Origin of the sequence: Paramesorhizobium deserti, from assembly GCF_001558695.1 — a bacterium.
In the GTDB taxonomy this organism is placed as follows: Bacteria; Pseudomonadota; Alphaproteobacteria; order Rhizobiales; family Rhizobiaceae; genus Paramesorhizobium; species Paramesorhizobium deserti.
Window position 1 is genome coordinate 1,029,458 of record NZ_LNTU01000001.1, and the last position, 12,135, is coordinate 1,041,592.

The 12,135-nt window shown below is 61.8% G+C and carries 11 protein-coding genes; 1 reads left to right on the forward strand and 10 read right to left on the reverse strand.

Translation table 11 applies throughout. The features are described from left to right. Positions 1–7: 7 nt before the first annotated feature. The 7 genes from miaB to otsB all read right to left on the reverse strand — a co-directional run bounded on the left by miaB (position 8) and on the right by otsB (position 7,605). Entirely contained in the window at positions 8–1,447 is a 1,440-nt protein-coding gene (miaB, locus tag ATN84_RS04830; RefSeq protein WP_068880330.1) for a tRNA (N6-isopentenyl adenosine(37)-C2)-methylthiotransferase MiaB, read from the reverse strand. A 55-nt stretch (positions 1,448–1,502) separates the two neighbouring features. Further along, entirely contained in the window at positions 1,503–2,309 is an 807-nt protein-coding gene (gene olsA, locus ATN84_RS04835) for a lyso-ornithine lipid O-acyltransferase (protein WP_068880331.1), read from the reverse strand. A 4-nt stretch (positions 2,310–2,313) separates the two neighbouring features. Next, on the reverse strand, positions 2,314–2,814 hold the full coding sequence (rimI, locus tag ATN84_RS04840) for a ribosomal protein S18-alanine N-acetyltransferase (RefSeq protein WP_068880332.1): 501 nt from the start codon (positions 2,812–2,814) through the stop codon (positions 2,314–2,316). After that, positions 2,811–3,500 carry a tRNA (adenosine(37)-N6)-threonylcarbamoyltransferase complex dimerization subunit type 1 TsaB gene (gene tsaB / locus ATN84_RS04845; RefSeq protein WP_068880333.1) on the reverse strand — a complete coding sequence of 230 codons (690 nt, stop codon included), beginning with the start codon at positions 3,498–3,500 and terminating at the stop codon, positions 2,811–2,813. Before tsaB ends, rimI begins: the two co-directional genes overlap by 4 nt. Before the next feature lie 72 nt (positions 3,501–3,572). After that, complete coding sequence (gene otsA, locus ATN84_RS04850; protein WP_068880334.1) at positions 3,573–4,982, reverse strand: alpha,alpha-trehalose-phosphate synthase (UDP-forming); 1,410 nt, start codon at positions 4,980–4,982, stop codon at positions 3,573–3,575. Further along, positions 4,979–6,796, reverse strand: coding sequence for a glycoside hydrolase family 15 protein (locus ATN84_RS04855; RefSeq protein ID WP_068880900.1), 1,818 nt, complete (start codon positions 6,794–6,796; stop codon positions 4,979–4,981). Before ATN84_RS04855 ends, otsA begins: the two co-directional genes overlap by 4 nt. 17 nt (positions 6,797–6,813) lie before the next feature. Next, on the reverse strand, positions 6,814–7,605 hold the full coding sequence (gene otsB / locus ATN84_RS04860) for a trehalose-phosphatase (RefSeq protein WP_153020091.1): 792 nt from the start codon (positions 7,603–7,605) through the stop codon (positions 6,814–6,816). A gap of 307 nt (positions 7,606–7,912) precedes the next feature. On the opposite strand from otsB, the gene ATN84_RS04865 reads away from it, so the two are divergent. Further along, positions 7,913–8,206, forward strand: a complete 294-nt coding sequence (locus ATN84_RS04865; protein ID WP_068880336.1) for a DUF982 domain-containing protein — start codon at positions 7,913–7,915, stop codon at positions 8,204–8,206. 89 nt (positions 8,207–8,295) lie between these two features. Here ATN84_RS04865 and ATN84_RS04870 read toward each other — a convergent pair whose 3' ends face one another. From ATN84_RS04870 to ATN84_RS04880, 3 genes are all read right to left on the reverse strand, one after another. After that, positions 8,296–9,324 carry an ABC transporter permease gene (locus tag ATN84_RS04870; RefSeq protein ID WP_068880337.1) on the reverse strand — a complete coding sequence of 343 codons (1,029 nt, stop codon included), beginning with the start codon at positions 9,322–9,324 and terminating at the stop codon, positions 8,296–8,298. A gap of 31 nt (positions 9,325–9,355) precedes the next feature. Continuing rightward, complete coding sequence (locus ATN84_RS04875) at positions 9,356–10,894, reverse strand: sugar ABC transporter ATP-binding protein (protein WP_153020092.1); 1,539 nt, start codon at positions 10,892–10,894, stop codon at positions 9,356–9,358. Between the two features lie 214 nt (positions 10,895–11,108). Further along, positions 11,109–12,035 (reverse strand): sugar ABC transporter substrate-binding protein, encoded by a 927-nt coding sequence (locus tag ATN84_RS04880; protein WP_068880341.1) that lies wholly within the window; start codon positions 12,033–12,035, stop codon positions 11,109–11,111. Positions 12,036–12,135 lie beyond the last annotated feature (100 nt).

Sequence of the window (12,135 nt, forward strand, 5' to 3'; positions counted from 1 at the left end):
ATGGATCTCAGGCATTGATAGTCTCTAACGCCACAGAGGCGCTTTCCGCCGCCACCGCCTCGGCCACAAGGCTGTTGGTTCCGGTGGCGATGATTCGTACATCGATAATGTCGCCGATTTCTCCGGGGTTTTCACCAACAATTACGGGTAGCAGCCAAGGCGAGCGGCCAACCATCTGGCCCGGCAGGCGGCCGGGCTTTTCAAGCAGCACATTCATGCTGCGGCCGACCATGCCGCGCTGGAAGGCGTATTGCTGTTCGGTCAACAACGCCTGAAGCCGCTGCAGCCGGTCATCCTTGACCGCCTCATCGACATGATCGGGCAAATCGGCGCCCGGCGTGCCGGGACGCGGCGAATATTTGAAGGAATAAGCCTGTGCATAGGTGACCTCCCGCACCAGCCGCATTGTCGCCTCGAAATCTTCCTCCGTCTCGCCCGGAAAACCGACGATGAAGTCACCGGAAAGCGCAATATCGGGGCGTGCGGCGCGGATGCGCTCGACGAGCCTTAGATAATCGGCGGCTGTATGCTTGCGGTTCATGGCCTTGAGGATACGGTCAGAACCCGCCTGCACCGGCAGGTGCAGATAGGGCATCAGCTGGTCCAGATCGCGATGGGCCGATATCAGCGCGTCGTCCATATCGCGCGGGTGGCTGGTGGTGTAGCGCAGCCGGGCGATGCCGGGAATTTCCGCCAGGCGGAACAGGAGCTCGCCCAGCCCCCATTCACGTCCATCCCCGCCTTCGCCATGCCAGGCGTTGACGTTCTGGCCGAGCAGGGTCAATTCGCGCACGCCGGCGGCGGCGAGCTTTTCTGCCTCGGCGACGATCTGCGAAACCGGGCGGGAGATTTCCGAGCCGCGCGTATAGGGCACCACGCAGAAGGTGCAGAATTTGTCGCAACCTTCCTGAACCGTCAGGAAGGCCGAGACGCCACGGCTTCTCACCTGTTCCCGTTTCGGCGCGGGCAGATGCGCGAACTTGTCCTCGATTGCATATTCGGTCTCGACCACCTTCTCGCCGCGACCGACACGGGTCAACGCCTCAGGCAGGCGGTGATAGGTCTGCGGCCCGATGACGAGGTCGACCGATGGCGCGCGCCGGATGATCTCCTCACCTTCGGCCTGCGCCACACAGCCGGCGACGCCGATCAGCATCTCCCGGCCATCCGCGGCGCGTTCGTCCTTCATCTTGCGCAGGCGGCCCAACGCCGAATAGAGCTTCTCCGACGCCTTCTCGCGGATATGGCAGGTATTGAGCAGCACCAGATCGGCGTCTTCGGGTGTCTCCGTGGAGACATAGCCCTGCTCGGCCAGGCTGTCAGCCATGCGCTGGCTGTCATAGACGTTCATCTGGCAGCCATAGGTCTTGACGAAGACCTTGCGGGCATTGGACACCGGCGCCGCATCGGCGGCTTGGTGGATCGGGAGAGTGTTTTTGTCCTTCATTGGGGGGCTTTTAGCGCTTTTCGGCGCGATTGAGAATAGGTTGCATGGGGTGCCGCTATTCTTCGCTTTCCACCTGCCGTCCCATGAGCGAGGTCTGGAGCATGGCGCGCACCCGCTTCTCCATGGTGCGGGCGAGCGCCTTGCGATCCGAGTCCGACCGGATCACGACGGGCTCGCCGAAGCGTATGTCAACGTCGATCGCACCTTCTTTCAGGATACCTTTCAGATGCGGCAGTAATTCGACATCGCCCGGCCAAGAGGCGACAGGGCGAAGATAGCGGCCCATTGGCATACCGTGAAGCCTGGTATAGGCGATCGCCACCGGCTGAACCGTCACCGTCTCGACGCCGGCTTCACGGATCGCGGCGCTCGCCGCGCCGAACAGCGAGCTCTTGAACGGCAGGACGCGATTTCCATCCGATGTGGTCCCTTCCGCGAAAAGCACCATGACATCGCCCGCCGCCAGCCGTGTGGCGATTTCGGACGCCTGCTTGCCCGTCTTGCCGCGCCGTTCACGCTCGACGAAGACGGATCGTTGCAAGACGGCCAAACTGCCGAAGAACGGCCAGTCGCGCACTTGCGTTTTGGCGATGAAGGAGACATCCCCCACTGTGGACAGAACGACGATGTCGCTCCACGATATATGGTTCGACGCGAGAAGCAGCGGGCGATCCCGGGTCATTTTGCCATGGACATGGACGCGAAAGCCGAGAAGCCGGGCCAGGATGCGGTGAAAAAAGCGCGGTAGACGGTCCTTGAGCGCCGATCCGGTTTTCAGGAAAAGGTACTGGAACGGCACCACCGCCAGAATTAGCGCCGCAAAGCCGGCGAGGACAATCGCTATGCGCAGACCGGTCATCATCGCATCAGGCCGGGCTGCCCAAATCGCGGCGCAGGATGAGCGCCGCCGACCGGCCCCCTTCGGTCTGGTAATAGGCCGGACGGTCGCCGACCTTGACAAAGCCGAGGCGGCGATAGAGCGCCTGCGCGGCGACATTGGCCTGATCGACCTCCAGAAACAGGCTGCGCGCCCGCTCGCCATGGAGATGGCGCAGAACCGCGTCCATCAGCGCATGTCCCACACCCTTTCGCTGCACATCAGGCGAAACCGCGATGGTCAATATCTCCGCCTCGTCCAGGACGAGACGCGCCAGCACGAAACCCGCAGCGCTTCCCGGCTGCCCCTCCTCGCGAGCGACAAAGCCGAAGACGGTATCCTGCCCGATAAGCGCGTGGAAATCCTCCTCGCTCCAGGGATGCCGGAAGGTCTGGGTATGGATGTGGTGGAGATGCGTGCAGTCGCTTGCCGCAAGCGGCTCGACGGTGAAGTTCCTGCGCCCGAAACTGCCGAAGGAGAGGCTGATCATGACGCACTCTTCCGTGGCAGGGCAAAGCCGGTCTGCGGCTTGGCATCGGGGCCGCGCAGATAGAGCGGCTTCGGCGCCTCTCCGGGCTCTCGCCGGGCGGCGATCCGCGCAAAGGTGGCTATGTCGCCGGTGGCGGCTTCGCTTACGACGGCAAGCCGAGTTCCACCCAGCTTTTCGTTGATGATCCCTGCCGCCGAACCGGTCAATACGGGTTTTTGCGACAGTCGCGACAGAAGCGCCAGCACGTCATCCGGCTGTCCCGCCAGCGGCTCGCCCGCGGCTTTGCCATCCGGCCCGAAGGCTTGGGCATAGATTTCACCACGATGGGCATCGACCGCCACGAGAACCGGCTCGCCCGGATGCGCGTCGCGCGCTTCCAGCGCCAGGGCCTCGAAAGCGGTGACGCCGATGGCGGGGCAATCAAGCGCCAGCGCGAAGCCGCGCGCCGCCGAAACGCCGATGCGCACGCCTGTAAAAGATCCTGGCCCGACATTGACCGCGATACGGCCGATTTCGGCAAAATCCGTCTGTGCTTCACCCAGCGCACGCTCGATATAGCCCATCAGCACTTCGGCATGACCCTTGCCGATATTCTCGCTGACGGCGGCAAGCACGCGCCCGTCCTCCGCATCATAGACGGCGGCGGCGCAAAGATTGGCGGCGGTATCGACAGCGAGAATCTTCATGGAACCAACCGCCTAAAGGAGAAAAGGCCCGCAAACAAGCGGGCCTTTTGGAATCTGCACGGGCCAAACGGCTCAAGCGGCCTGATCGGCTCCCGTCGTACCTCCAGGTTCGGCGGCGAGCACTTGGAGGAAATCCTCGCACCAGCGGGAGACGTCGTGCTCCAGGAGATGCGGCATCATCTGGTTCCAGCGCTCGCGACGCGCTTCGAGCGGCATGGAAAGCGCGCGGGCGATGGCGTTCGACACCGCCTCGATATCATAGGGATTGACCAGCAGCGCGCCGTCGAGCTCGCGCGCGGCGCCGGCGAAGCGCGACAGGATGAGGACACCCGGATCCTCGGCGCGCTGGGCCGCGACATACTCCTTGGCGACAAGGTTCATGCCGTCGCGAAGCGGCGTCACCAATCCGACCTTCGCCATACGATAAAGACCGGCGAGCACATTGCGGCCAATGGAACGGTTGACATAGCGGATCGGCACCCAGTCGACCGCGCTGACGGCGCCGTTCACCCGACCCGCAAGCTCGGCCACCGTGCGCTGCATATCCTCATATTCCGGCACTTCGGAACGGGATTTCGGCGTGATCTGCAGGAAGGTCACCTTGCCCTGGCTGCCGGGATTGTTGGTGATGAAATGCTCGAAGGCCTCGATGCGGTTGGTGATGCCCTTGGAATAATCGAGCCGGTCGACACCGATGATCAGGTCGCGCTCGCCGAGGCTCTTCTGCATACGCTGCACCATGGCATGGCGCTGCGCGTTCTGCGCGACATGGGCGAAGGCTGATGTATCGATGGCGATCGGGAACACTTCGGCCCGGAAGACATGGCCATAAGCCTCGAAAAGGCCATTCCCGATTTCCCGGCCGATACCCTCACGCTTGAGGCATCCCGCGAAATTCTCGACATCGTGGCTGGTCTGGAAGCCGATCACGTCATAGGAGGCAAGCCCGCGCATGATCGTTTCATGGACGGGAAGCGTGAACAGCACATCCGCCGGCGGCCACGGGATATGCAGGAAGAAGCCGATGCGATTCTTCAGCCCCATCTGGCGCAATTCCGAAGCGAGCGGGATAAGGTGGTAATCATGCACCCAGATCATATCGTCCGACTTGACGAGCGGGGCGAGGTGATGGGCGAAGAGACGGTTGACCCGGAAATATCCCGCCATGTCCTTGCGCGCATATTCGGTCAAGTCCAGGCGGTAGTGGCACAGCGGCCAGAGAACGCGGTTGGCGAAGCCCGCATAATATTCGTCGACATCCTTGCGGCTCAGATCGACCAGGGCATAAGTGATTTTGCCATGCTCTTGAATATTGATGCCCGGCTTTTCGCGGGCGGATATCGACTTGCCCGACCAGCCCATCCATACGCCGCCGCGCTCCTCAAGTGCTGCCTGAAGCGCGACGGCAAGGCCACCTGCGGGGGCGGTGCCGCTTTTATCCGGGAGCGGCACCCGGTTCGATATGACGACAAGTCGGCTCATAATACGTCCTCCCATGAGCGCGAAAGATGCATGGCGGCGTTAATGAGGCCGACCATGGAGTAGGTCTGCGGAAAATTGCCCCACAATTCTCCGGTCTCGACATGCAGTCCCTCCGACAGCAGCCCCAGATGATTGCGGTGCTCCAGCACTTCCTCGAAAACGGCGCGGGCATCTTCGGTGCGCCCTGCGCGGGACAACGCCTCGATCAGCCAGAAGGTGCAGGCCGTGAAGGCAGTCTCCGGCTCGCCGAAATCGTCCGGCGTGCGGTATCTGTAGAGATGATTGCCGAAACGCAGATATTTTTCAACCGCGTCGAGCGTTGCGAGAAACCGCGGATCGGACGCCGGCAATATGCCGACCTCCGGCATCAGCAGCAGGCTGGCATCGAGATCCTCGCCGTCGAAGGCGGAGGCGAAATATCCCTTCTCGGCGTTCCATGCGCGGGCGAGCGTCTCCTCGCGGATCGCCTGGGCGACCTGGCGCCAATGGGCGGCGCGATCCTCTATGCCGAGCTTGGCGGCGATGCGCGAAAGCCGGTCGCAGGCGGCCCAGCACATGACGCTGGAATGGGTGTGGACGCCGTTGCGGGTGCGGAACTCCCACAGGCCGGCATCGGGCTGATTCCAGCGCGCCGCGGCCTGCTCGCCCAGCGGCTCGAGGCTGCGGAACAGTGCCTCGTCACCCATGGTCGGCAGCCGCTCGTCGAAGAAGCATTGCGCGATGGCGAGGATGACCGAGCCATAGCCATCATTCTGCACCTGCAGATAGGCGGCGTTGCCGCTGCGCACCGGCCCGAGATTGCGATAGCCGGGGAGGCTCGCCATCAACTCCTCGTCGAACCGGCGTTCGAGGCCGAGCCCGAACAGCGGCTGGAGATAGCCGTCGGGGGAGCCGGCGGCGATGTTGGTGACATAGCGCAGGTAATCCTCCATGGTCTTGGTCGCTCCCAGCCGGTTCAGCGCCTTGACCGTGAAATAGGAATCCCTCAGCCAGCAGAAGCGGTAATCCCATGTGCGCCCGCTTGCGCCATATTCGGGAATGGACGTGGTGAGTGCGGCGACGATGCCGCCGGTCTCCTCATTGGCGCAGAGCTTCAGCGTGATCGCCGCGCGGATGACGACGTCCTGCCAGTCCACCGGCAGTGAGAGATAGCGCACCCATTCGATCCAATATTCACGGGTTTCATTGAGGAAATCCTTCGCCACGCGCATCGGCGATTCCTGCAATGTCTCGTCAGGCCCCAAAACGAAGGCATAGGGCCGGTCGACGATGAAGGGCATTTCTTCCTGGACGAAGGTTATGGGTGCATCCGTGGTGAGGCGGACCACCTGCGGGCCCATCAGGAAGCGCAGATGGTTGGAGCCGCGCGTCGTGTCGGGAATATTGGCGCCGTAATTATAGCGCGGGCGCAGGCGCATCGTCATGCGCGGGGTGCCGACAACAGGCTCCACCAGCCTGATGATGGCCATCGGCCGGAAGATGCGGTCGTGATGCTTGAAACGGGGGGCGAAATCGCGGATGCGCAGGCTGTTGCCCTTTTCGTCGGTCAGCACCGTTTCGAGCACGGCCGTGTTGCGTATATAGCTCTGCTGGCTCGATACGAGATTGTCGATCTCGATCGCCCAGTCGCCCCCTTCCTGCTCGGGATTGCCCTGGCCCAAAAGGCTGCAGAAGATCGGATCACCGTCGAGACGCGGCGTGCACATCCAGACGAATTTGCCATAGCGGTCGATGAGCGCGGCGGCGGCGGAATTGCCGATCACACCCAGATCGAGCGAGGGAAGCTGCTTGAGATCGAGAGGAGAATTATTCATCAAAATATCCGGATTGTTCATTGCGCAATTTCCGATAGCCACGATCGCAGGGTGGCGGGGGATTCCATATATAGTTTTGCCGAGGAGACCTTCTCTGCCGGAGAACCGATCTTCACCGAGAGGCCGTTAGCGGCATTGGCCGCCTTGAACATCGACTCATCCGTCACATCGTCGCCGAAGGCGAGCGGCCGCCTCGCGGAAAAGGGCGGGCCGGCCATGTAGGCTGCAAGCGCATAGCCCTTATCATGCGCGGCGGGCCGCAGTTCCGTGACCAGCTTGCCCTGCTGCAGGGTCCATTGGGGACCGGCGATTTCGGCGATCTCGCGCATGAGCTTCTGCATGTCTGGCTCGAATTGCGGCGCCTGGCGGTAATGCACGGCGATTGCCGCATGCTTGTCCTCGACGAGGATCTCCGGCCAGTCGCGCGCCCGCTTCTTCAACGCACCCTTCGCCCGCAGGAAATCCGGCGTGAGCTCGATATGGCTGGTGCGGCCGGTCGGATCGCGCCGTTCGGCGCCATGCAGGCCCGCCACGGGAAAGCGCGCGCCGCGAAAGATCTCGTCGACGAAAGCGATGGAACGGCCGGTGACCAGCGCCAGCGCGCCGTCGAGCTTGTGCGAGAGGGTGGCGAGGTTCTGAATAAGCCCTTCCGGAACCCGCACCGTCCCGGGTGTTTCGGCGATATCGAGCAGGGTTCCGTCGATATCGAGGAAGATCGCCCAATCGGCGAGCGCGTTGCGGCTGCCGTCGGGCAATCCAAGCGGAAAGACGGGGCTTCCAGATGGTGCGGTCTTGGGAGGACTGGCCATCGGGTCGTGCTCTTTCAAAGACATGCCGTAAAGGTAGTTCGGACCGCCGGAGGAGACAACCGCAAGAGGTTCGAAAATGTTGCGTTGCGGCAACGTATTGCAATTATTGTGCTTCTTTTGAAGATAAGCATTTCACGCAGCGGATGCGCGTTGCCGCCTGCTTCACGATCGCAGGACAAAATTTGCGATCCATCTTTAAAGCTCAAATTTTCTCCATATCTCTTGAGAACGAGAGACAAGTTCATATCTTCATAGTTGGATTTGGCTTGGGGTCTTCCGCAACGTTTTCGAGAAAATGGAGAAAGCGATGGACGACAAACGTTTCCCCGTTCCCGTGGTCATCCGCATCGGCGAAGCGCGCAGCCGCGTCGTGGCCAGCGCGTGGGAGGCCGTCGAATGCCTCAAAACCTATTGGCCTCGCAATCGCGACCGCAGCTACCGGCAGGCCCTCCAGACCTGCCTTGACGCGCTGGATGGGCTGAAGCCGGTCGCCAAGGCGCGGCGGGCCTTCGTTCATGCGGCAAAGGAAGCAGGGCTGATCCTGCGCTCCGCTTCCACGCGCAACCGGACCGGCCATGGCAGGACGGCGGACGGAATCTGACGGAAAAATCCGAGATTTCTCCAGCAAAAAACCCGAAAAACGCTTCCGTTTTTCGGGTTTTTTCATGCGGTTTTTCCGGTTTTTTTCGGCTACGCCTTGCGCCGTTTGCGCTGGCGATACTGATCGGCGACCACCGCCGCGACGATGATAACGCCTTTGACGATCTCCTGATAATAGGCGTCGATGCGCAGGAAGGTGAAGCCTGATGTCATGACGCCGAGGATGATCGTGCCGATGACGGTGCCGGTGATGCGGCCGACACCGCCCGACAGGGAGGTTCCGCCGATGACGGCAGCCGCGATGGCATCGAGCTCATAGGCGACGCCCATGCCCGCCTGGCCCGAGATGGCGCGGGCCGAGAGCACCACACCCGCCAAGCCCGAGAGGAGGCCGGCAATGGCATAGACCTTGATCAGATGACGGCCGACATCGATACCCGAGACGCGGGCCGCCTGCATGTTGGCGCCGATGGCGTAGGTAAACTTGCCATAGCGCGTGTAGCGCAGCGCGATATGGAAAATGAGCGCCACCAGGAGGAAGATCACCACCGGCCAAATGCCGGAGCCGATGGCGGCGTAATTGTCGCTCAACATCGAGACCGGCTGGCCGCGCGTATACCATTTCGCCATGCCGCGAGCGGCCACCATCATGCCGAGGGTGGCGATGAAGGGCGGGATGCCGGTATAGGCGATGAGGCTGCCGTTGATGAGACCGGCGACCGCGCCGGCGGCAAGCCCCGCCAGCACCGGCACGAGAACCGGCATGTCGGTGAGCATGGGATAGACCGCCCGGGCATAATCGGAGGTCTGGGCTAGGCTGGCGGCGACCATCGCGGTCAACCCCACCACGGAGCCGGACGAAAGATCGATGCCGCCTGTTATGATGACCTGCGTGACGCCGACGGAAATGATGCCGATGACCGAGACCTGAAGGATCATCACCACCAGGCGCTGCCTGTTGAAAAGAAAGCTCTGGCCGACGAGAAGCCAACCCAGAAGCTCGAAAACCAGTGCGATGCCGATCAGCACCAGAAAGATATTCGCCTCCGACGGCATCTTGCGCCGGTGCCGCGGCTTTTCCAGCCGTTGCACGGGTTGCGTCATCTGTTCCATCGCCATTGCTCCCTCCCGGTTCTATAGCGTGATGAGATTATTGCGCGGCCAGTTCCATGATCTTGACCTGGCTGGCCTCGGCGCGATCGAGGAAACCGGTCACGCGCCCTTCATGCATGACCATGATGCGGTCGCTCATGCCGAGCACCTCGGGCATTTCCGACGAGATCATGATGACGGCGACGCCCTCGCTCGCGAGTTTGGTGATCAGCCGGTGTATCTCCGCCTTGGCGCCGACATCGATGCCGCGCGTCGGCTCATCGAGGATGAGAATGCGCGGGCGCGTCAGCAGCCAGCGCCCGATCAGCACCTTCTGCTGGTTGCCGCCGGAGAGGTTCTCGATCCGCTCGTTGAGATCGGGGGTCTTGATGCGCAGCGCCTCGCGCATGCGCTCGCATTCGCGCGCGACCTCGGCTTCCGAGACGAAGCCGCGCTTGACATATCTGTCGCGCAGCACCGCCATCTGCATGTTTTCGAGAATATCGAGGACGAGGAAGCAGCCGGTATCCTTGCGATCCTCGGTGAGGAAGGCCATGCCGTGGCGCATTGCGATAGCAGGCGTTTTGACATCGATCGCGCGTCCGTTGATCGAAATCTCGCCCGATGTGGCGGGTGTGACGCCGAACAGCGCCTCGGCGACATTGGAGCGGCCCGATCCGACAAGACCGGCAAGGCCGAGTATCTCGCCGGCGCGCACGTCGAACGAGATATCGTGGAAGACGCCTTTGAGCGTGAGATTTTTCACCGAAAGGACGACATCGCCGATCGGCACCTCCTCCTTGGGAAACATCTGGGTGATCTCGCGTCCGACCATCATGCGGATGATATCGTCGCGCGTCACCTCGTCGGCCTTGTGCGTGCCGATATAATGGCCGTCTCGGAATACCGAGACCTCGTCGGCGATCTCGAACAGCTCGTTCATCTTGTGCGTGATATAGACGATGCCCTTGCCCTCGGCCTTGAGCGCCCGGATGATCTCGAAGAGATGCTCGACCTCGCGCTCGGTCAGCGCCGAGGTCGGCTCGTCCATGATGAGCACGTCGGATTCATAGGAGACCGCCTTGGCGATCTCGACCATCTGGCGATTGGCGACCGACAATTCGCCAACATTGATCTCGGGATCGATGCGGATATTGAGCCGGGAGAACAATTCCTCGGTCTTCTCGCGCAGCGCACGGTGATCGACAAAGCCGAAAGCATTCTTCGGCTCCCGCCTGATCCAGATATTCTCCGCCACCGTCATATAGGGCATCAGGTTCAATTCCTGATGGATCATGGCGATGCCGTTTTCCAGCGCGTCGAGCGGCGAATTGAGCTCGATCTCGTTGCCGCGTAATTTGAAGGAGCCGCTGTCGGGCGTGTAGATGCCGGCGATGATCTTCATCAACGTCGATTTGCCGGCGCCGTTCTCGCCCATCAGCGCATGCACGCTGCCGCGCCTGAGCCGGAAGGACACGTCGTCCAGCGCGATGACGCCGGGGAAGGTCTTGCGCACGCCTTCGACTTCCAAAAGAAACTCCGAATTGGGAACCGCTCCTGAATCGCGCACGGCGCGCATCGTCACAGGGCTTATCATTCCGCTTCCTCCCTTTTCCGGATCATTCCTCGCCCTGCCCCTCTCCCCGTCCCCCCGACCTTTGGGCAGGCCTCATTTGAGGACGGGGAGAGGCATGAGCGCCTACATTTTGTCTTATCCTTTGCGGGACGACCGAGACCCGCGGCTCGATCCCGGGGCTATGCCGGCGGGCAGATGAGGGCGCTCATATATGCCTGCCCCACCTCGAAGGAGGTCAGTTCTTGGCCATGTACTGGTCCATGTTTTCCGGCGTCACGAGCTCGAAGGGCACCCAGACCATGGATTCCACCTTTTCGCCCTTGGCGAGCTTGAGGGCGGTATCGATCGCGCCCGACCCTTGAGCGGCGGCATTCTGGAAGACGGTGACGCGCAGATCGCCTGCCTTCATGGCCGCCAGCGCATCCTGGGTCGCGTCGATGCCGGCCACCAGCACATCCTTTGTCGAGATGCCCGAAGCTTTCAGGGCCTGGATTGCGCCGATCGCCATTTCATCATTGTTCGAGACGATGGCGTTGGGTTTCAGCCCGGCGCTGATCCAGTTGGTCACGAGATCGGTGCCGAGTGTGCGCTGCCAATTGCCGGTCTGCTTGTCGAGGATCTTGATGTCCTTGCATTCATCGGTAGCGATCACATCCTCGACGTCCTGGGTGCGCTGGCGCGCCGCCTGGTTGGACAGTTCGCCCATCAGCACGACGATCTCACCCTTTCCGCCAAGAATCCGGCAGACTTCCTTCATCTGCAGCGTACCCGAATCCACCTCGTTGGAACCGACGAAGGAAACCTTCTCCGGCAGCTCCTTGTCGGCCGGCATGCGGTTGACATAGACAAGCGGAATGCCGGCAGCGGTAGCGAGTTGCGTCATCTTCGGCGTCGCATCGGTATCAACCGGATTGACGACGATGGCATCCACCCCTTGTGCGATGAAGTTCTGGATCTGGCTCAGTTGCTTGGAAACGTCATTCTGTGCGTCCTCGACCTGGAGATTAACGTCATCCTTGGTCTTGGCGTAATCCTGCATGCCATTGCGCAGGACGGTCAGAAAGTTATCGTCGAACAACGCCATCGACACACCGATATTCTCGGCGAGCGCCGAGCCCGTCATCAGCGCTGAAACGGCGGCCGCCAAAAGAAATTTCTTCATTTCGCTTCTCCTCCACTTTTTGGTGCCCGGCTGCACCCCTTTATCCGGAAACTCCCCCTCCCAGGGGAATTCTTGGCCTTCCGCCGTCAGTGAAGCACTC